This is a genomic window from Providencia sp. PROV205 (assembly GCF_028479505.1).
GTDB lineage: Bacteria > Pseudomonadota > Gammaproteobacteria > Enterobacterales > Enterobacteriaceae > Providencia > Providencia huaxiensis.
In genome coordinates, this window is the sequence record NZ_JAMPNU010000030.1 from 17,829 (window position 1) to 38,787 (window position 20,959).

General features: G+C 41.4%; 16 protein-coding genes. 12 read left to right on the plus strand and 4 right to left on the minus strand.

The annotated features are described in order from the left end of the window. Nucleotides 1-40: 40 nt before the first annotated feature. Nucleotides 41-1,384, plus strand: a complete 1,344-nt coding sequence (locus PR800_RS16745) for an NCS2 family permease (RefSeq protein ID WP_272531169.1) — start codon at nucleotides 41-43, stop codon at nucleotides 1,382-1,384. A gap of 58 nt (nucleotides 1,385-1,442) precedes the next feature. Here the strand turns inward: PR800_RS16745 and PR800_RS16750 are convergent, their stop codons facing one another. Next, complete coding sequence (locus PR800_RS16750) at nucleotides 1,443-1,847, minus strand: RidA family protein (protein WP_166265784.1); 405 nt, start codon at nucleotides 1,845-1,847, stop codon at nucleotides 1,443-1,445. 780 nt (nucleotides 1,848-2,627) lie between these two features. On the opposite strand from PR800_RS16750, the gene gltS reads away from it, so the two are divergent. The 5 genes from gltS to PR800_RS16775 all read left to right on the plus strand — a co-directional run bounded on the left by gltS (nucleotide 2,628) and on the right by PR800_RS16775 (nucleotide 8,497). Further along, the gene (gene gltS, locus PR800_RS16755) at nucleotides 2,628-3,833 is read left to right on the plus strand and encodes a sodium/glutamate symporter (RefSeq protein WP_102140088.1); all 1,206 of its coding nucleotides are present in this window, start codon (nucleotides 2,628-2,630) and stop codon (nucleotides 3,831-3,833) included. Nucleotides 3,834-4,044: 211 nt separating this feature from the next. Continuing rightward, entirely contained in the window at nucleotides 4,045-4,953 is a 909-nt protein-coding gene (locus PR800_RS16760; protein ID WP_102140089.1) for a LysR family transcriptional regulator, read from the plus strand. 56 nt (nucleotides 4,954-5,009) lie between these two features. Beyond that, complete coding sequence (locus tag PR800_RS16765; protein WP_166265787.1) at nucleotides 5,010-6,251, plus strand: D-amino acid dehydrogenase; 1,242 nt, start codon at nucleotides 5,010-5,012, stop codon at nucleotides 6,249-6,251. Between the two features lie 2 nt (nucleotides 6,252-6,253). Then, nucleotides 6,254-6,607 (plus strand): RidA family protein, encoded by a 354-nt coding sequence (locus PR800_RS16770; protein ID WP_102140091.1) that lies wholly within the window; start codon nucleotides 6,254-6,256, stop codon nucleotides 6,605-6,607. A gap of 228 nt (nucleotides 6,608-6,835) precedes the next feature. Then, the gene (locus PR800_RS16775; protein ID WP_272531170.1) at nucleotides 6,836-8,497 is read left to right on the plus strand and encodes an alpha-keto acid decarboxylase family protein; all 1,662 of its coding nucleotides are present in this window, start codon (nucleotides 6,836-6,838) and stop codon (nucleotides 8,495-8,497) included. Between the two features lie 69 nt (nucleotides 8,498-8,566). Here the strand turns inward: PR800_RS16775 and PR800_RS16780 are convergent, their stop codons facing one another. Then, on the minus strand, nucleotides 8,567-9,577 hold the full coding sequence (locus PR800_RS16780; RefSeq protein ID WP_239979506.1) for an XdhC family protein: 1,011 nt from the start codon (nucleotides 9,575-9,577) through the stop codon (nucleotides 8,567-8,569). A 9-nt stretch (nucleotides 9,578-9,586) separates the two neighbouring features. Beyond that, nucleotides 9,587-10,150: a nucleotidyltransferase family protein gene (locus PR800_RS16785; RefSeq protein WP_272531171.1), complete on the minus strand. Its 564-nt coding sequence runs from the start codon at nucleotides 10,148-10,150 to the stop codon at nucleotides 9,587-9,589. Nucleotides 10,151-10,345: 195 nt separating this feature from the next. Between PR800_RS16785 and PR800_RS16790 the strand changes: the two genes are divergently transcribed. From PR800_RS16790 to PR800_RS16815, 6 genes are all read left to right on the plus strand, one after another. Next, complete coding sequence (locus PR800_RS16790; protein ID WP_272531172.1) at nucleotides 10,346-13,141, plus strand: xanthine dehydrogenase family protein molybdopterin-binding subunit; 2,796 nt, start codon at nucleotides 10,346-10,348, stop codon at nucleotides 13,139-13,141. Continuing rightward, nucleotides 13,138-13,689 (plus strand): (2Fe-2S)-binding protein, encoded by a 552-nt coding sequence (locus tag PR800_RS16795; protein ID WP_102140096.1) that lies wholly within the window; start codon nucleotides 13,138-13,140, stop codon nucleotides 13,687-13,689. Before PR800_RS16790 ends, PR800_RS16795 begins: the two co-directional genes overlap by 4 nt. After that, on the plus strand, nucleotides 13,686-14,921 hold the full coding sequence (locus tag PR800_RS16800; RefSeq protein WP_272531173.1) for a c-type cytochrome: 1,236 nt from the start codon (nucleotides 13,686-13,688) through the stop codon (nucleotides 14,919-14,921). The genes PR800_RS16795 and PR800_RS16800 overlap by 4 nt, the downstream gene beginning before the upstream one ends. Nucleotides 14,922-15,347: 426 nt before the next feature. After that, the gene (locus tag PR800_RS16805) at nucleotides 15,348-18,266 is read left to right on the plus strand and encodes a xanthine dehydrogenase family protein molybdopterin-binding subunit (RefSeq protein ID WP_166265805.1); all 2,919 of its coding nucleotides are present in this window, start codon (nucleotides 15,348-15,350) and stop codon (nucleotides 18,264-18,266) included. Further along, complete coding sequence (locus PR800_RS16810; RefSeq protein WP_102140099.1) at nucleotides 18,263-18,829, plus strand: (2Fe-2S)-binding protein; 567 nt, start codon at nucleotides 18,263-18,265, stop codon at nucleotides 18,827-18,829. Before PR800_RS16805 ends, PR800_RS16810 begins: the two co-directional genes overlap by 4 nt. A gap of 11 nt (nucleotides 18,830-18,840) precedes the next feature. Further along, nucleotides 18,841-20,160 carry a cytochrome c gene (locus PR800_RS16815; protein WP_239978971.1) on the plus strand — a complete coding sequence of 440 codons (1,320 nt, stop codon included), beginning with the start codon at nucleotides 18,841-18,843 and terminating at the stop codon, nucleotides 20,158-20,160. Nucleotides 20,161-20,347: 187 nt separating this feature from the next. Here the strand turns inward: PR800_RS16815 and umoC are convergent, their stop codons facing one another. Continuing rightward, the gene (gene umoC, locus PR800_RS16820; RefSeq protein WP_195697642.1) at nucleotides 20,348-20,773 is read right to left on the minus strand and encodes a lysozyme inhibitor LprI family protein; all 426 of its coding nucleotides are present in this window, start codon (nucleotides 20,771-20,773) and stop codon (nucleotides 20,348-20,350) included. Between the last annotated feature and the right edge of the window lie 186 nt (nucleotides 20,774-20,959).

Consider the following 20,959-nt stretch of genomic DNA (forward strand, 5'->3'; position numbering starts at 1 on the left):
AAACTATAAATATCAAAAATAATAATAGGAGAGCCAATTAATGGCTGACAATTCAATAGATAAGCCAACATCAGGGAGTTGGCTGGAAAGACGCTTTGCTTTACGTGAGCGTGGAAGTTCAGTGAAAACAGAGTGTTTAGCCGGAATTACTGTTTTTTTAGCCGCGGCTTACCTTCTTGTGGTGATCCCCGGTTTACTTGCCGCTGGAGGGATGGATAAAGGCGCAGCAACCACTGGAACGATTATTGTCTTCGTTATTGCCAGTTTATTAATGGCATTCTACGCAAACTTACCCTTTATTGTTGGCCCTGGTATCGGAGGTTCTGTTCTTGTCGGTATTACTCTTGCAGGCAGTGAAGGTATTGACTGGCAAATAGGGCTAGGCATTGCTTGTTGGTCAGGGATCTTATTTTTTCTATTAACTAAATTTGGCTTGCGTGAAGTCGTTACACGCTCTGTCCCTCAATCAATTAAACTCGGATTAACTGCATCAATTGGTCTTTTCGTTGCCGTTTTAGGCTTTCGAAATGCAGGATTAGTCCTCGCTAACCCAAAAACAAATGCATTAATGCTTGGTGATTTCCTTTCTCCTGGAGCGTTAGTCGCACTCGCAGGCTTTTTCATTGCCATTGCTCTACAAGCTCGCAAAATACCAGGCGGAATTTTATGGGCAATTTTATTTGCCACCCTTTTGGGTATTCCATTTGGCGTCACAAAATTACCTGAAAGTTTTATTGGTATTCCACATTCTGTTGCCCCTGTCTTAGGCCATGTTGATTTAATTGGCGCACTAAATATCGCGTTTCTCCCTTTCTTATTTGTCTTTTTTGCCGCTGAATTTTTTTCAACGATGGGAACAACATTAGCCGTTGGCGGAGAAGCCGGTTTATTAGATAAAGAAGGTAATATGCCAAATATTAACCGCCCTTTTATCGTTGATTCCATTGCTGCTGCATTAGGCCCGTGGGTAGGTATTCCTGCGGCAACTGCACTTATTGAATCTTCAGCCGCGGCAGAGGCTGGGGGTAAAACAGGTATGACCGCCCTTGCCGCTGCCTTTATGTTTTTATTAATGCTGTTATTTACGCCTATCGCATTAATGATCCCAGCCCAAGCCACAGCTCCAGCGCTCATTTTAATTGGACTAAATATGTTCAGCGGCTTACGAAAAGTGGACTTAGGCAATTTTACTGATGGCTTACCGGTATTAATGATGGTGATGATTACGTTAATCGCTAATAGTTTTGGTACAGGCATTGCGGGTGGGCTGCTATTTTATATTTTAATCAAAGCGGTTGCAGGCAAATGGAGAGAAATTCCAATTAGTTTGTGGATCCTCGCGGTACCGCTTGTTTATTATTTTTCAACGTTAGTAAAACACTAATACCACGAGTGCCAGAAAAGCCGATACATCTGTTGTCGGCTTTTCTATTCGAATAAATTTAGTTCAAAACTGCATGAGCTTCTATTTCTATTAACCATTCCGGCAAGGAAAGCCCTGAAACAATAACCCAAGAAGATGCAGGTGGCATATTGGGAAATTTTTCTTTTAATGCTTTCGCAATATCAGCTTGTTCCTCATGGCTATTAAAGCCCTCTTTGATATAAATACGTAACATAGCCACATGAGATAAGTCGCCACCGGCCTCATGCAGTACATGTTCAATATTAATTAATGATTGCACGGTTTGTTCGTAAATTCCCCCAGCAACAGTTTCTTCCGCAGCATTCACACCAACCTGGCCTGATAGAAATAATTGTCGGGTTCCCGTTGTTTCTACGGCTTGGCTAAAGCCATACTGCAAAGAATTGAAGACAGACGTTGGATTTATCAATTTTTTAGTCATTTTTGTTCCATCTTGAATAAAACAGTGAGGCAGTATAAGACTTTTTCTTTTCAATTCATTAAATATCAGGCAAACGTTATTTGATTAGTATAATGAATCAAAAAATATTTTTGCAAAATAACCAGTGCTTGTTCTGCTCCGGGTGGAGTCATCATTAATGTCGCGCCCTATGATATTTAACCATGCCAATACCCATATAAACAGTAATCCAATCAACAAAGTAAGCCAATAAATCAATAAGTTACATTTATGGCACAAATAAAATCATACTATTATTTTAATCAATAATATTCACATTCATTCCACTGAGGTTAAAAGCAATTAATCGTTCAGATACTGAGCCCAAACGGCATGTCCAAGACATCACTTTTCATTTGAATTATTAAGCGCATTCTACATCATGTAGCATTCCCCCCTCTTCTCCTATATTTGCTAAGCGTCTTACATGCGGCACATCACACTTCTCATCATTCATATTGAATACGGTTTTATTACCACGAGATAAAGCCAGTGCAAATATTAGTCACTACATAAATGTTCCCCAAATACACATCAGATATAAAAATCATAATTAACAATTAGTTAAGTTAAAAATGAATAATCTATTGCAGAATTTAATGACTCAATAAATGAAAAAGTAAAAATATCGCGGTTAACTAAAAGTTATAGATACCCAAACAAAACTCATTGTTAAATAAAAGTTACGCAAAGTAACTTAATTTATCGCTAATGTTAAATAACAACAGTGAAAGTTCTGGTAAACTAACTTGAGGTAAAATAATGATCCTAGATGCCAGCTACACTTTATTAGTCGCTTGTTTGGCGCTATTGATTGGTATGTTTGTTGTAAAATACACACCTTTTCTACAAAAAAACCATATTCCTGAAGCCGTTGTTGGCGGTTTCATTGTTGCTATCATTCTACTAATTGTTGATAAAACAGCAGGATACTCATTTACTTTTGATGCCTCGCTACAAAGCATTTTAATGATTACCTTCTTTTCATCAATTGGATTGAGCTCAGATTTTTCGCGATTAATAAAAGGTGGTAAGCCACTTGTCTTATTAACTATCGCGGTGACTATCTTAATTGCTATTCAAAATACCGTTGGTATGGGAATGGCTGTCATGCTTAATGAAAGCCCATTTATTGGTTTAATTGCGGGTTCAATCACACTAACCGGTGGCCACGGCAACGCAGGGGCTTGGGGACCAATACTGGCTGATAAATATGGAGTGACAGGTGCCGTTGAATTAGCCATGGCATGTGCAACCTTAGGTTTAGTACTCGGTGGGTTAATTGGCGGCCCTGTTGCTCGCCATTTATTGAAAAAAGTATCAATCCCTAAAAGCACTGAGCTCGAAAAAGAAACGATCGTCGAAGCTTTCGAACAACCGAGTGTTAAACGAAAAATTAATGCTAATAATGTTATTGAAACCATCTCAATGCTAATTATCTGTATTGTCGTGGGCGGCTATATTAGCGAGTTTTTTAAAGATACCGTCATGCAATTACCAACCTTTGTTTGGTGTTTGTTTGTTGGCATTATAATTCGTAATGTCTTAACGCATGTATTTAAACACGAAGTTTTCGAGCCAACGGTTGATGTTTTAGGTAGCGTTGCCTTGTCCTTATTCTTAGCAATGGCGCTAATGTCTTTAAAATTCGGTCAGCTCGCCAGTATGGCAGGTCCTGTTCTAATTATTATTGCCGTACAAACGGTGGTTATGGTTCTATTTGCAACGTTTGTTACCTTTAGAATGATGGGCAAAGATTATGACGCAGTTGTTATTAGTGCTGGTCACTGTGGGTTTGGAATGGGAGCAACACCAACCGCAATAGCAAATATGCAAACAGTCACTAAAGCATTCAGTCCTTCTCATAAAGCCTTCTTAGTGGTGCCAATGGTAGGTGCATTTATTGTCGATATTTCAAATAGTATCTTAATTAAAATCTTTCTCGAAATTGGTACGTACTTTACCTAGCACACAATCATAAAGGCCAGGCTATAACTTATGTATATAGCCTGGCCTTCGCTTTTTTATCTCTTTTTAATTTATACCGCCTAATTTCCTTCACCATTTTCAGTACTAAATGAAGAGTTATTCAGATTAATTTGTATTAATTCGGTAGAATATGCGAATTAATACCAACAGTCGGTTTCTGTGAGTAAAGGCAAATAATAGGTTTCTGAAAATGAAATTAAGGCATCTCGATATTTTTTATGCGGTCATGACCTGTGGTTCTTTAACCCGTGCAGCGGAGGTTTTACATATCTCACAACCCGCAGCAAGTAAGGCCTTAAAACATGCAGAACAACAACTTGGCTTAGTCTTATTCCAGAGAATAAGAGGAAAATTAATTCCGACTGCTGAGGCAAACCTACTATTTGAAGAAGCCAAAGAAGTTTATCATAATTTAGATAAGCTCAGAATTTTAGCGCAAAACTTATCACGTGATCCACAAGGTAAATTAGCCATTGGCTGCTTACCTAGCTTAGGGCTAAACTTAGTGCCTGAAGTAACCGCGCAATTTATAAAAAAGCACCCCAATATCAAACTCACGATCGGTACACATCATACAACGGACATTCTGCAGCTATTAACCCAACAAGATCTCGATATTGGTATTGGCTTTAATCTTGAAATTGAAGGGGGGATTACTGTTCTCCCCATTGCTGATATCCCATTAGTTTATGTGGATAGCAAATTACCATTACACTCCCCTGTATCACTCACTGATATCGACCAAGAGCGTTGGATCCACCCTGGTTCTGATTCCTTATCTCAGCTATTACAAAAGCGTCACGAGTTTGCAGAATCAAATATTAGTGTGCACACCTACCATATGGCAGCAGAATTTGTCCAAGCTGGATTAGGCTGCAGTATTACCGATATTTTTTCAGCCGAACACACATTACCTGAATCGATGATTTACCCATTACAGGAAGGTTTACATCTTGCCGTATCTGTTTTTCATCGAGCAGATAAGCCATTAACCAAAGCCGCACAGAATTATGTTAACACCTTGGCATCCACACTCGAAAAAAGAAACAAAGTAGTTAACCAAAAGTTATACTCTAGTAATGAAAACTCAATTGTTTAGTTAGCTTATTCGCCGTTAAATAATAACATCTTGGTTATTATGGGTTACGGATTATTATGACTAAACATGTGGTGGTAATTGGAGCTGGTGTTATTGGTTTAAGCACCGCCTATTCATTAATTAAAGCTGGCCAAACCGTAACATTAGTTGAATCAGATACCGATGTCGGTATGCAAACCAGTTTTGCTAACGGTGGGCAGCTCAGCTATCGCTATGTATCTCCCCTTGCTGATGCAGGTGTTCCTTTACAAGGCTTACGTTGGATGGGGAAAAGTGACTCACCTTTAAATTTAAAAATAATGCCTTCATTACAACAATGGTCTTGGTTAGCGCAATTCACATTAGCTTGTAACCGTAAAACCAATAAAGTTAATGGTGCCCATCTTTTACGTTTATCACTCCTGAGCCAAGAAATAATGAATAAATGGCGTAGCAATGGTGATATCGCTGATTTTGCTTGGGAAAAATCAGGGAAATTAATTATCCACCGTGATAATAAAAGTTTCCAAAAAGCCAGTGAAACGGTTGATAAACAATTTCAAAAAGTATTAACACCCGCTGAAATTGTTGAACTAGAGCCTTCTTTAAAAAAGATACAGTCTCAGCTAGTAGGTGCAATATATGCCCCTGATGATGAGAGCGCTGATTGTTATTTATTCTGTAAAAATCTACTGCAATATTTACTCACACAACCTAAATTTAAACTTTGTTTGCAGCACAGTGTTAAATCTTTCATTACTCAAAATAACGAAGTCACTGGAATAGCCACTCACCAGGGAACGATCCAAGCTGATGATTTTATTGTTTGTGCAGGAAATGGTAGCCACGAATTATTAAAACCACTGAATATTAATGTTCCTATTTTAGGGTTAAAGGGGTATAGCCTAAGTGTCGAATACCCGCAAACTGAACATATTGTTCCGAAAATTAATGTTACCGACTACGCCAATAAAATTGTCTATGCCAAACTGAATGACCAATTACGCATTGCTGCAATGGTTGATATTGGCTATGACAATCAAGGTTTACGTGAAAATAGAATACAAGCGCTCAAAAATATTATAAAAAATACCTTCCCTGAATTACCCAAAATTAACGATGCTGAAAGTTGGTGTGGCTTACGCCCTTCAACACCCAAAGGCCCTCCTTTATTAGGAAAAACTGCCTATAAAAATTTATGGCTTAATATTGGACACGGTAGTTTAGGGTTTACTCTTGCCGCAGGCAGCGCGGAAATATTGACTCAGCTTATAACAAAACAAACATCCCCCATTTCTTTAACTGGATTAACGAGGTAATCATGTCAATTAAACGGAACAACCCGAAACCACGCTTAGCAGACAGCGTTGAATATGCAGGGATAGTTTATTTATCAGGGCAAGTACCTAATGATCTAACTGGTGACATAATTCAACAAACAACTGAGGTTTTAGCGAAAATTGATGCCTTACTCGCTGCAAGCGACAGTGATAAAACTCGAATTTTATCTGCTCAAGTTTGGATTAAAGATATGGCAAGGGATTTTTCAGCGTTTAACGCTGTGTGGGAAAAATGGATGCCAGTTGAAAGCAGCCCAGCCCGTGCCGCTGTTGAAGCCAATATGGCTCGAGACCAAGTGCTTGTTGAAATAATGGTAACAGCCGCTAAATTTTAATATTACATTTAATAATAGCAGCGAGATCTTATAATAAAGATCTGCTGCTTTTTGTTCATTATTTTTCAATTCATTCTATCAGATAGAAAATGACTATTTTTCAATTTAACAAATATACTCAATCCCATTACGAATAATAATATTTTATTATTTACCACATTAATTAGTATTAATTTTATAAAAATAAAAATCACAAGACTATTATTAATTAATAATTGGAGAAATAAAATGAACGAAACTGTGATTGAATATATTTTATCTAAACTATATGACTTAGGAATTGAAGATATTTTTGGTGTACCGGGTGATTATTCCTTTCCTACTAATGATACGGTTTGTACAATGCCTTATTTACGTTGGGTTGGTAACTGCAATGAACTCAATGCAGCCTATGCTGCTGATGGGTATGCTAGAGTTAAAGGAATGGCCGCATTATCAACAACATTTGGCGTTGGCGAACTAAGTGCGCTAAATGCGATAGCGGGTTCTTTTGCAGAACGATTACCAATATTTCACTTAGTTGGGATGCCACCAAGCCAATCACAGCAAAACCAACGCATTGCTCATCATACATTAGGAAATGGAAACTATGATGCATTTTATAAAATGAGCCAGCATATTGTCTGTGCTCATGCCATCATTACCCCTGAGAATTGTATTGAAGAAACAAAGCGACTAATAGCTTGTGCATTACATGAACGACGCCCAGTTTATTTTGGATTACCTGCTGATTTTGCAATGCAGCCTATTATCAAACAAACTAACACCCCCTTATCATTAGAGCCAAAAAGCTGTTCAAAAACGCTAAAAGTCACCGTTAATCAGATAATTAATAAATTAATTAATAGTAAACAAGCCTGTCTATTGGCTGGCTCTATATCTTTACGTTTAGGGCTAGAAAAAGAGTTACAAGATATTATTGAACATACCCAAATTCCCTATACAACCCTCTTTATGGATAAGAGCGTGTTAGATGAAACTAACACACAATATATGGGAATGTATGCAGGTGATTTCATCAATCCACAAGTGACTTCATTTGTAGAAAGCTGTGATTGTATTTTAAATTTCGGTACAATTATGTCAGATTTTAATACGGCTTGTTATACCTCAAATATTAAAACTGAAAACATCATCCATATTATGGATAACTGCGTAATTATAGATGGCCAATGCTATAATAATATTTATATGAAGGATATTCTTTTAGCCTTAAAGAATAATTTAATATCTCCTACTCATTATCCTTTTAGTCAAAATTCATTCCCAAGAGCACAATCACTTGGGGAGCCAATAGTTTCAACCACAAAAGAAATAACGGAAACATTCTTATACCCTCGATTAGAAAAAATGCTCAAACCTAACGATATGATATTTGGTGATACAGGCACATTCACCATGGGCTTAGCATTTGCACTTCTACCTAAAGGTGCATCCTTTCAAACTCAATCTTTATGGGGATCAATTGGTTGGGCGACTCCTGCCGCATTAGGTGCAGCCTTAGCATCTCCCTCTCGTCGTATTATTTTAATAACCGGTGAAGGTGCTCATCAATTAACTATGCAAGAAATTAGTCAATTTGCACGATTCGGATTAAAACCCATTATTTTTGTTCTAAATAACGATGGCTACCTTATCGAGCGACTATTTTGTCGAGAACCTGAATATTATTATAACGATGTTGCTAAATGGAATTATGCACAACTACCTTCTGCACTTGGGTGTGATGATTGGTATTGTAAAAAAGTAACAACCTGCGAGGAACTCAATGACACCTTACTGCATATTGAAACTCTAGAGACCGCAGCTTACATTGAAATAATTACCGATCGGTATGATGCATCAAAATATTTGGTGAAAATGGGAGAAGCGATTACCTCTATATATTAACTACATTATTTGTAGTTAGCTCCGCCATCTAAAATGGCGTGAGCTATTAGAAATAAAATTACGTTATATTTAATTTATACCCATCAATTTCTTCGTTTTATATGCAGTCTCTGATGAGGTCACGCCATTTTTATAAGCAACAATGTCGGCCATTATCGCTAAAGCAATTTCAGGTGGTGTTTTACTACCTATCGGAATACCAATGGGGGCATGGATACGCTCTATTTCCTCTTCCATCATCCCACCGGATGCGATAAGCCGTTCACGACGGCGAGCACTCGTTCTTACTGACCCCATTGCACCAATGTAAAAAGCATCTGTATTAACCGACTCCATCAGTGTTAAATCATCAATTCGGGGATCATGGGTTAAGGAAACAATGGCAGTATTTGGAGAACAACCTTGTTCTTCTAAATAGCGAGCGGGAAATAAAGAAACAACCTCAACTTGAGGTGGAATTTGTGGTGCAAACCGCGCTAGTTCGTCTTCTCGGTGATCGCAAATAATGACCTCAAACCCTAATGTTAAGGCAAAATTAGCGCAATAAGCTCCGACGGTAGAAATTCCTGCAATAATTAACCGAGGAGGAGCCGCAATATATAGCTGAATTTTATCGCCATCACGTTCTATCTGTGTTGGTTGCTCTGATTTATTAGCTATATGAATTTCACCGCTCTGCGGCAAGGTGACTTTCTTGATAATCGCCGAATAACCCAATAGCGCATTTTGGATCTCAACAAGGTAATGAAGCGATTTTTCATTATTGGGTAAATATTCAATCAAAACATCTAAGCTGCCATCACAGGGCAGGTTGACTTTAGTTTCAATCCCACCTCTTCCATAGCGAACAACTTGGCTGCGACTAACATAATCAATATTTTTGATTCGTTGAATAAAATCCTCTTCAATGCAGCCACCAGAAAGCGAGCCTACATATTGGCCATTCTGTTTTGCAACCAGCAAGGAGCCAGGACTTCTAGGCGAAGAGCCATAAGTATTCAATACCGTACATAACCAAACTGGCTGCTCTTTTATCCAATCAACAGCTTGGGAGATAACAAAAACATCTTCACGCAACATACTTGTTCCTTACTCGTTATCAACACTTGGATAATCAATATCTTTCACAACACTTTCATCATTTATGTCTAGTTTATAGACAAAATTATTCTGTAATATTGATTTTGCCCCTTCATCTCCAGACAATTTAATTAAATCTGAATAATATTTTGCAGATATTCCCACAGGATGTCCCGGCAAGCCATTATATACTGGCCGTACTAATGTATATTTTTTTAATTTATTCGCTACACGGATAAATAAATGGCTATTGATGTATGGCATATCCGCCAAATGAATTATCCACCCATCTAAATTTGAAGTGTTTTTAACACCAAATGCGATTGAGTCGCCTAACCCATTACTATTAATCAATGAGTATGGAATATTAAATTGTAAACAATTATTAATGACACCTTCATTCTCAGGCCGTGTTACCACATGCATCGGAAGTCCACTATCAATTGAATTACATAGTGTTTTTTCAAAAACTGTGTTTTCCTCTAACACAAAGTTTAATTTACTTCCTTTACCTCCAGCATTTTGAAAACGTTCACTTTTTCCTGCTGCCAATATTAAAATGCCAATATTCATAGTTTTTATTTTAAATCGATATACTGATTGCATACCTCATAAATAAAGTATATTCAGTAAGATCACAAGAGCTACTTAATCATTAATTTGAAAATTATTAAGAGAAGTATAATATAAATGTGATACAAGTAATTTTTCTATGTGACTATAAAAATAAAAATACTGATGTAATAATAATAAGTGTAAGGGTGTATTATGAGCAAAAGCAATGTCGAACTCTCCCGCAGACACTTTCTAAAATGTGCCGTTATAGCGGGAATATCTGTTTATTTAGCCCCTTTGTATAGCCGTGCTTTCGATGTGCTATTCGAAGAAAAAATCCTTCAATCACCTGACTGGAACCCGGTCGACAAACAAATCAAATTCCGTATTGATGGTTTTGCCAAAGTCCAAGGGGAGAAAGTCTTCGCCAGAGACATTCGTGCACGTGATATCCCTCACTGGCCAAAACAGCAAGGCCATGCATTTTTACTCCGCGTGACTCAAGCCGATAAAGTTTACCAAGGCTTTAACCTTGATCTGCTAAAAGATGGCCTGATGCCTGACCGCATCGTAACCGCAAGTGATTTAGAAAAAGATGGTGTCGCTTTCCCTGAATTTTATGGCGAGGATCTATTGCTTCCTGAAGGAAAAACACCAGCCTACCTCGGCCAAGCCGTCGCATTATTGATTTACCATGATTTTGCTAAATTCCGTTTTGCCAAAGAAACCTTAAAATTCCGTGACGATGTTATCCAATATGGTGCATTAACTGGCCCATTAGAACGAGACCCATGGGGAAGCTACCGTGGCGTGCGAGTTGGCAATGAAAACCCTTATGAGCCCGATATTTACTCAAGCCTAAAAGACATGCCAATCTCCCCTATTGGCATGAAAAAACACTTACCCGTTTGGCCTGAAGGCCGCGAAGGTGGAAAATTAGACCAACAAGGCATGCTATATGCTGATGAGCTCGCCAAACAACTGGAAAACCCGCCAGAAGACTGGTTAGTGATCAAACGAAAATACTTTTCTCAATCGATAGATACTGCCGCCTTAGAGCCTGATAATGCTAACGGTTGGTACGACACCAAAACACAGTCATTCCATCTTGTTATTCCGACACAGTCCCCTCAGGAGGTTGCGGCATCATTACCAGAGATGTTGGCAAAATCACATTTCCCAATTAAGCAAATTTTCCTACACCCTTGTTTTACCGTTGGTTATGGTTCTAAAGACCACACTCCATTCCCCTATTATGGGGCGATGGCAACATTATATGGAGACGGAGTCCCTATTCGTCTGGCTAATGACCGTTATGAACAATTTCAATCCACCATCAAACGCCATGCTTTCGATATGGATTACACCCTAGCGGTTAATAAAAAAACGCATAAAATTGAAGCTCTTTCAGCTTCTTTTATCGGTGACGGCGGTGGTCGCTGTAATTTTACGCCTTCCGTTGTTATGGTCGGGGCTACAGGTGCCCAAGCTATCTATTATATTCCCCGCAGTGATTTATCTGCGGTCGGTATTGCATCACGAGCAGTAGATGCAGGTTCAGCTCGCGGTTATGGCACATTACAAGCCATGGCTGCAACCGATATGTTAATGGAAGAAGCCGCAAAACTACTCAAAGCCGACCCCATCGAGTTCCGCCTTAAAAATATCATCAAGTCTGGGATGAAAAATACCCAAGGGGCAATCCCTGGTGGCGCTATTCGTGCAGATGAAGTGTTAACTCGCTGTGCTGCGCATCCAATGTGGACAGATAGAGCCAAACGTAAAGCCGACTTTGAAGCGAAAAATAGCGGTAAACTATTTGGCACAGGGATTTCTTGTGTGCAAAAAGACTTCGGAACAGGCGCGGAATCCTCCTTTGCTCGCGTGGAACTCACCCCCGAGGGGAAAATTGCCATTTACCATAGTGGTGCAGAAATTGGTACAGGCATGTCCACGTCCCAATCGGTGGTTTGCGCTAAATGGTTAGGAAAGCCTGCGGAACAAGCTCATTTTTCTGTTGTTGATTGGTCAATTTTACCGATGGTATCGACAGGTAACCCATTTGCCATGTCACAAGATGAGCAAAACCACCTAGCTCAAAACCCATTATGGACACCGAACTACTGCTCACCTGCGAGTGCCAGTAATTCCGCCTATTATTTCACCCATAGCACCGAAGCGGCAGCGCGCCTTATTTTTGAACATGGGTTATGGCCAGCGGCTATGTCAATTTGGCAAGAAGGCATTGGTGGCGGGCAAGCTGCTCCTCTCGTTGTTCGTCGTGAAGATGCACGTTGGGTTGCTGAAGGCTTAACCGCTGATGGGCTCGAGGTGCTGAGTTTATCGCGCTTAATTGAACGCACTTTTGCAATGGGCGGAGTAACCGGCGCAGTGTGCCACGTATTTAACCGCTGGCAATGGGCTGAAGCGGAATTCCCTATTCAGGGAGAAACCCGCCGTTTACCGATTGATGGGCTATCGCTACGATTTGCCGATAAAGAATACCAAGTTTGCCACCGCGAGAAAGCGTATTACCCTGATACACAAAGAAATAATGCCGGAGTTACATACTACAGTGCCGTTGCCACGGTGACAGAGCTCTCCATCGACAAAGCGACGGGACATGTCGAATTACTCAACCATCACAGCGTGGTGGAATGCGGTAATCTCATTGTTCCACAGCTGGTTTCAGGGCAAATTCAAGGTGGATTAGCAATGGGTATCGGCCATGCGCTCCATGAATATTTACCTCTCTACGAAGATGGCCCCGGTAATGGGACATGGAACTTCAACCGTTATCATCTCCCTCTTGCCAGTGACGTTGCTGTTTGGCAACAAACCAACGAAGTCCTACCAGGACTTTCGGACACTGACCCGCCGAAAGGCGTTGCTGAGGTTGTTATGATCCCGGTGGTTTCAGCCATCGTTAATGCCATTGCAGATGCAACTGGTCATCATTTCTTGCATTTGCCTGTACGCGCAAAAGACATTTTAGAGGTAATATCATGAGCCTAAATTTCCTTCCCCTTACCTTAACCATTAATGGCCAACAGTATGGACCAATGGACGTGCCTGAAGGCCTCATGATGATCGACTTTCTTCATGAATATGTCGACCTAACAGGTTCTCGCCTAGGCTGTGGTCAAGGTATCTGCCATGCATGCGTTGTTATCTTAGATAATCCATCTGGTACCAGCGAAGAGATCCGCACCTGTATTACTGGTGCCCATTTTTTCAATAATAAAAGTATTCGGACTATCGAAGGGGCGGCCACTAAAGAAGAAAATGGAGAGGTAAAACTATCCCCGGTTCAGCAAGCTTTTGTTGAGCATTTCAGTTTTCAGTGTGGCTACTGCACCCCAGGGTTTGTGAATGCCGCTACCGTATTTATTGAAGAACTTCAGCGAAACCCTATTGCAGAAGAAGAACTAGAAGATGCTATCAAACAAGCTCTAAATAACCATATTTGCCGTTGTACGGGCTATGTCCGCTATTATGAAGCGGTACGCGATGTGGTTCTTGCGACTCCTGGTCTTATCAAGGAGGCAATAAAATGATCAAACGAATTATTTTATGGTTGATAGCCATCGCTATCATCGTTTGGGCGGTGCTCTACTGGTATGAAAGCCGTACCTTAGATGGTCCGGTACAAAAAGTCACCGCAACTCCCCAAGAAATTGAGCGGGGCCGTTATCTCGCTCTTGCTGGTGACTGCGCTGCATGCCACACCAGCGCTGATGGCGCACCATTAGCCGGTGGTTTTCCTCTAGATACTCCATTTGGGATAATCTACAGCAGCAACTTAACCCCTTCAGCTGACTTTGGTATCGGCCGCTGGACAAAAGATGATTTTTATAAAGCACTGACCCAAGGAATTTCACCGCCGAGTAAAAATCTTTATCCGGCCATGCCTTATACCTCTTACAAAGGGATCAGTCGTGAAGATTCTGACGCTATTTACAGTTATTTGATGAGTCAACCCGCAGTTGATGTCGCGCCACCTGAAAATTCATTGCCATTCCCATTGAACCAACGTATGGCAATGATTGGCTGGAATTTATTGTTTTTTAACGACAAACCGCTCCCAGATAGCTCACAAGGTAGCTCCTCTGAATGGCTACGTGGCCGGTATTTAGTTAATGTATTAGAGCATTGTGCCGAATGCCATACGCCAAGAGGGAAACTGGGTGAAATGGATTTAGATAACTTCATGAAAGGCGGTGCATTAGGCCGTTTTATGGCGCCAGATATTACCCCGAAAGCGCTTGCAGAACGAGGATGGACAAAAGAAGATTTACAGCAGTTTTTCATGACTGGGCTCACGCCACAAGGTTCCGCCTACAGTGATATGCACCCTGTAATTTATCTGAGTTCACAACATTTAACTCCAGAAGATAATAGTGCCATAGCCACCTATTTAATGGGCGATAACCCACCAGCCACTTCACCATTAAGAATGGGGGAAGGTAACGCACAAGGCCGCCAAATTTATTTAGAAACCTGCTCCGGCTGCCACTCCTATGATGGTAGCGGCAAACCGAATGTTGCCGTGGCAATGAAAGGGAATTCAACATTACGTGATGCGGATAGCACTAACCTAATTAACGCTATTTTAGATGGTTTACCTGAACAGCCGTTTCCTAATAACCAAAACATGCAAAGTATGCCAGGGTTTGCTAATAAGCTAAATGACCAACAAATTAGTGAGTTAGTGAACTTCCTTCGCGTTCAATGGGGAGGACAGCCTGCCGATGTCACCCCGGAGCATATTAAATCTTTACGTCAATAATGACGAAAAATGACCAGTCGGGCTTGTTAATATTTAATGAGCCCGACTGGCCTCTATTTAATCCCCTTATAGGAATATACTTTATATAATAGAATACATATTGATTTAATTATTCATTAATAAGAATTAATATCATTTAAATAAAATACATTCTAATAAAGCTCAGTTATTTTATTCAATACTGTCATATTAAGATGACTCCAACAATATTATTCACTTTCTTGTATAAATCCCCTTACTCATTCTTGATATATCATTACAGATACCCATAATATTTGTGTAACTTACTGAGCTATTTGATATTAGCCATCAAATTCCGAACAGATTTAATCGAAATAAAATAGTCTTATAATGAGTGGCTAAGAAATATTATTTCTCTCCATTGCTCATAATAAAACCCCTAAAAATATTATCAGGGAGCACACCATGTCGGGACATATTTCTAGACGCAATTTCATCAAACTGGGGACTATTGCGGGCATTGCTGTGATGGTCGGCAAACTCCCTTTTGCGATAGCAATGGAGCTCGATTCTGACTCTCCATCAACGGATTGGATTGGTCAAAACGGTAAAGCACGTTTTCGTTGGGATGGCGTTGAAAAAGTTACTGGGCGTAAAAATTTTGCTCGTGATTATCGTGCCAAAGACATCCCCGGCTGGCCAAAAAAACAAAGTTATGCCTTTATGTTAAAAGCGACAGAGGCAGATAAAACCTTTGAAGGCATTGATATTTCAATGTTAGGGCCAAATCTACAGCCTGATAAAATTGTTTTACAAGAAGACCTTATCCGTGATGGCTTAAATATCCCTCAAGACACCAGTATGGGGAAAGGCTTTTATGGCACCAATATTTTAGTTCCTCTAGGGGATACCCCGCCGATTATTGGCCACCCTGTTGCTATCTTGATTTATCATGATTTCGATAAATACAGTGCAGCACAGCGGATGTTACGCTTCGCCACAAACACCGTAAAATACGGAACGGTGACAGGGCCAAAACCGCCCGCTAACTACGGTGCAGCACGTTATGTGCGTATCGGTGGTGACACCCCACTTTCACCTTCTATCTTTTCCCCTTATCAAGATTCGGGTATTAAAGGCGGGTTCGATGGCAATACGCCTATTTGGCCACCTTATGACCCCAAACACGCCATTTCTATTCCACCCGTAATCCGTAAAGATCGTGGTGGCGGCTTTATTCAAGCCCTTCATCAGGCAGAAAAGAGCCCTGATAAACAAGAAAAAGCGATGGATTACGCACGGCAAATTGAGCAAGAAATCGCAGCCGCTCGCCAGAACCCTGATAAGTTTGTGATTGAACGCCATGGTTTTTCACAATCCATCGACCCTTGCGCGATGGAGCCTGATAACTGTAATACTTGGTATGACGCACAAACCAAAACGCTGCATATCTTAACAGCAACGCAATCTCCTGCTGGTGTGGTCAATGCCGCGGCTGAGCTATCTAAACACAACAAACATTTTTCCGTCGAAAACATTGTATTATTAACCGGTTCGACTGTCGGTTACGGCTCAAAAGACTATTCAGTTTTCCCTTTCTATTCGATGGTTGCCAGTTTCTACGCTGATGGCTTGCCTGTTCGCATGGCAAATGACCGCTATGAACAATTCCAAATGGGGATGAAACGCCACTCCATCGAGATGGATGTCACCATTATTGGTGATAAAAAAACCGGTAAATTTGATGTTTTAAAAGGCACTTACAACTGTAATGGTGGAGGCCGTGAAAACCTCTCCGTTGCCGTATCCCACGTTGCGGTACGTGGCGCCCAATCTATTTATTATTTCCCTAAATCTGACCTCACCGCTCTCGCCATGGCCACTCCGGCTGTCGAAGCGGGCTCAATGCGTGGCTTTGGTTCCTTGCAATCGATGGCTGTCACTGAATTGATGGTCGATGAAATCGCTCACAACCTCAATATTGACCCGATTGAACTGCGCCGCCGTAATGCTATTTTAGAAGGTTATCCGAATACACAAGGCGGTGTTATCGCCGGTGATCCTCGCAATGTCGAAATGTTAAATCTCGCAGAAAAACACCCGATTTGGGTCGATCGTGAGAAAAACAAAGCCAATTATGAAGCGAAAAACCCCGGTAAGCTATACGGTGTTGGCTTCGCACAAGTGCAGCAAGTTTATGGCTCTAGTGGTGTCCCTACCATTCTTTCCCTCGAATTTGATATCAATGGCAAGCTAACAATGCGCCATTGTATGCAAGAGATTGGTACAGGTGGTACAACCGCGCAGCAAGTAATGGTATGGCAAGCACTCAGCAAAGCCCCTGATGTAGTTGAGTTTGGGGTGACTGAGTTTGAAGAACTACCGCTTAAAACCAGTTGGGCCGACCAGAAAAAACAAGACGAATTGTCCAAAACTGATCCCTATTGGACTCCGGCTCTGATCCCTGACATGAGTTCATCGAGCGGTGTTTATTACATTGGGTTCGGCACGCGCCAAGCGGGTCATTTTTTATTGGAAAATACCCTCTGGCCTGCGGCCAAAAGCATTTGGAGTGAAGGCCCCGGCGGTGGTGCGTTCAACGGCTTAAATGTTGAATTTGCCGATATTCGCGTTGGCCCAGAAGGTATTGGCGGTGGCGGAATGAAGCCCATTCCTTTTGACATTTTAGCCAAAAGAGCCCATGAGATGGGGCTTATCACCGGGGTTGCTGTTCACGGTTATTCCAGCTGGCAGTGGGCTCGCGCAGAGTTCGATATCCCAACTGTGGGCTTAAAAAATCTGCCTCTTGATGCGATATCCGTTCGTTATGGCGAGGGTGCGCCACAAGAACTAAAAAAACAGATGACAACTGGCGGTTATCATTTTATTAAACGTAAAATTGCCTATTACCCACCCACACAACGCGCAAAAGCAGACCCCACAACGGTCACACCCGCTTCTTGCCTAGTCGAGCTCAACGTCAACACGATGACAGGTGAGGTCGATGTCATGCGCCACCATATGATTATGGACCCCGGTACGATGATTGTCCCTGAATTAGTTTCAGGCCAGATCCAAGGAGGTACCGCGATGGGTATTGGCCATGCATTGATGGAAGAATTACCACTGTATGAAGATGGGCCAGGTAACGGGACATGGAACTTTAATCGTTATGTCCTGCCGCGCGCAAAAGATGTGGCGGTTTGGCAGCAAACCATTGATTACTTACCACCTCTCTCAGAAACTTCGCCACCAAAAGGCATGGCTGAACTGGGGATGATCCCAATCTTACCTGCGACGAGTAATGCATTAACCCATGCGACAGGCAAGCGTTTCTATGAATTTCCTATCACGGTAGATAAAATTAAAAAGGCACTCTCATGAAAATCAACAATGCCGTTCCGATTATTGAGCGCAAGCCACTAACACTGACCATTAACGGCCAAAAAGTTGGTCCTATTGATGTCCCTGTTGGGATGCCAATGATTGAGTTTCTACATGAATACCTAGACCTCACTGGCACCCACTTTGGTTGCGGACAAGGGATCTGCCATGCTTGCACCATTATGGAAATCCAGCCCGATGGCTCAACGGTTGAAAGCCGCACCTGTATCTTTGGTGCCCATTATTTCAACAATAAAAATATTGTGACCATCGAAGGGCAAGCCAAACTAGATGAACAAGGCAAAGTTGTTGAATTAACGCCAATTCAACAAGCTTTTATCGAAAACTTTTCGTTCCAATGCGGTTATTGTGCGCCCGGTTTTGTCACGGGCGCGACGGTATTTCTTGATAAACTGAAGAAAAACCCAGTGAAACGTGACCAACTCGAACACGCCATTGAAGAAGCCCTCAATGAGCATATTTGCCGTTGTACAGGATATGTACGCTACTATGAAGCTGTGAGGAAAGTCGCTCTTGACACTCCTGGCTGCGTGATCGACTAGGGGGAAACATCATGGCTAAATCCAGCTATCTACGTAAGAGCATTTATATTATTATCTTATTATTCATAATATTAATGCTTGCGATCCTGTTTGGCGCTTTTCGTACCTCCAGTATCGGCCCTGATTTAGATAAACCGCTGACCTCAGAAGAAGTCGCCAAGTTACTGCCTAGAGGACAAGAACTGGCAACCGCTGGGGATTGCTTTGGTTGCCACTCATTACCTGAAGGGCCATTGGCTGCGGGTGGCCGTGCTATCGGAACCCCCTTCGGTACCATTTACTCCACAAATATAACGCCTGATAAGCAATTTGGTATCGGTAACTATACCCGTGCTGATTTCCATCGTGCTTTGAAAGACGGAATTGGCAAAGAGAGAGGTAATCTCTACCCTGCGATGCCGTTTGTATTTACCCATATGACCACATCGGAAGATATTGATGCCCTGTATGCTTATGTGATGTCACTTCCACCAATGGCGGTGCCAAACAAAGAAAATACCGGGGTATTTGTCCTACCCGTTCGCCCATTTATGAACTTCTGGACTTTGCTCAATTTTCCTAAACAAAATGCGCCCCATGACCCGCAACGCTCTGCCGAGTGGAACCGTGGCGCGTATATTGTCGAAGGTTTGGCACACTGCGGTGCTTGCCACTCACCACGTAACCTAATGATGGGTGTCGAGTTTTCACGGTCACTTCAAGGGGGTGAAGAAGCCGGTTTAGCGATCCCTGATATCACGGCAGAAGCGCTTTCCAAACATGGGTACGATACCGCCTCTTTAAGCCAGTTTTTACTGACAGGCAATGCCCCACAAGGCTCTGCATTTGCAGACATGAGCACAGTAACCCACTTTTCCACCAGTCAGATGAAAAAGAGCGATGTGGATGACATGGCGATTTATTTGATGACCGATAAACAAGGAAAAATACTCGGAGCCAAAACTCCACCAGCGCCATTACCTGAAGCAAGTTCACCAGAAGTGGGTGATGTCAGTCAAACCATGGAAACGGGCCGCTTGATGTATATGTCTACCTGCGCAGGCTGCCACGGGATCACCGGAGAAGGTGTGCCAAATGGTATTCCAGCGTTAAAAGGTAATGCTATCCTAGCCATGGACAGCCCTGAAACCTTTATCAGTGTGGTACTAACTGGTATTCCAACCACCACCTTCCCGAACGGGCAGCGTATGTATGCCATGCCAAGTTTTGCTGATGATTTAACGCCTCAAGAAATGGCAGATTTAATTTCATGGGCACGTGCTGAGTGGGGTGGGCAAGGTAAACCCGTCACCGCCGAACAAGTTGAAAAACTGAAAAAAGCAGCGCAGTAACTAAAATACTCCTCGGCGACTTATATTAGCTCAAAGAGGAGTATTCATAATAACGACATAAGATATGACTAAAAACCCCTTACTAAAAATTAAGAAGTTAATTAAGGGGAAAAGACGTTTTTCTATATTAGATAATAGCGCATCATGACATACATAAAGGCGCCAAAATACATAATGAAAAATACGATTAAAGACTCAGCGCTTCAATTCTGAAATAAGTCAGTTTAACCCTACACGCTAACATCACATCCCCTATTCCGCTTCCACCAAGTAAAGCATCACCTTGACGTTGACACTCACTGGTTCTGAACGCCAGAAAAGCATCCTGTGATTTTTTTAGAGAAGCAATCGCTTGTGCTGTTGCAGAAGAGTCAATTTTTTTCAGTTCAGTTTCATTATCTGCAAGTGATTTACTCATCACCTCATCTGCTCTATCTAGCTTACTTTGTAAACATGCTTGAACTGCTGTCCGTGGAGCATCTGCAATCTGCTCATAGCATTCGTTGAGAGGATCCGTTGCTAACCCAGGTACTGGGACATTACTAGCATAAACCATCACAGGCATAGTCATTGCTGCAGCGATAAATAATGCTTTTGATGTACTTAACTTCATAAAAACCTCTCAATTTGTATATGAAGTGCCTTTTTAACTTATACGAATAAAAAAATCGATATAACACACTAACTTTATGGACTATTCTTAGTATTTACTCATAGTAATAAAACTTATCCTACAGTCTAGATTTTTATCTTGAATTTGCATATTCCTAATATGAGGCAAAATCCAGAACAACATGCC

Coding starts and splice junctions, on each gene's coding strand:
- PR800_RS16805 (WP_166265805.1), top strand. CDS start 15,348: ATGTCGGGACATATTTCTAGACGCAATTTCATCAAACTGGGGACTATT.
- PR800_RS16815 (WP_239978971.1), top strand. CDS start 18,841: ATGGCTAAATCCAGCTATCTACGTAAGAGCATTTATATTATTATCTTA.
- PR800_RS16795 (WP_102140096.1), top strand. CDS start 13,138: ATGAGCCTAAATTTCCTTCCCCTTACCTTAACCATTAATGGCCAACAG.
- PR800_RS16780 (WP_239979506.1), bottom strand. CDS start 9,577: ATGTTGCGTGAAGATGTTTTTGTTATCTCCCAAGCTGTTGATTGGATA.
- PR800_RS16785 (WP_272531171.1), bottom strand. CDS start 10,150: ATGAATATTGGCATTTTAATATTGGCAGCAGGAAAAAGTGAACGTTTT.
- PR800_RS16810 (WP_102140099.1), top strand. CDS start 18,263: ATGAAAATCAACAATGCCGTTCCGATTATTGAGCGCAAGCCACTAACA.
- PR800_RS16775 (WP_272531170.1), top strand. CDS start 6,836: ATGAACGAAACTGTGATTGAATATATTTTATCTAAACTATATGACTTA.
- gltS (WP_102140088.1), top strand. CDS start 2,628: ATGATCCTAGATGCCAGCTACACTTTATTAGTCGCTTGTTTGGCGCTA.
- PR800_RS16750 (WP_166265784.1), bottom strand. CDS start 1,847: ATGACTAAAAAATTGATAAATCCAACGTCTGTCTTCAATTCTTTGCAG.
- PR800_RS16765 (WP_166265787.1), top strand. CDS start 5,010: ATGACTAAACATGTGGTGGTAATTGGAGCTGGTGTTATTGGTTTAAGC.
- umoC (WP_195697642.1), bottom strand. CDS start 20,773: ATGAAGTTAAGTACATCAAAAGCATTATTTATCGCTGCAGCAATGACT.
- PR800_RS16800 (WP_272531173.1), top strand. CDS start 13,686: ATGATCAAACGAATTATTTTATGGTTGATAGCCATCGCTATCATCGTT.
- PR800_RS16790 (WP_272531172.1), top strand. CDS start 10,346: ATGAGCAAAAGCAATGTCGAACTCTCCCGCAGACACTTTCTAAAATGT.
- PR800_RS16770 (WP_102140091.1), top strand. CDS start 6,254: ATGTCAATTAAACGGAACAACCCGAAACCACGCTTAGCAGACAGCGTT.
- PR800_RS16745 (WP_272531169.1), top strand. CDS start 41: ATGGCTGACAATTCAATAGATAAGCCAACATCAGGGAGTTGGCTGGAA.
- PR800_RS16760 (WP_102140089.1), top strand. CDS start 4,045: ATGAAATTAAGGCATCTCGATATTTTTTATGCGGTCATGACCTGTGGT.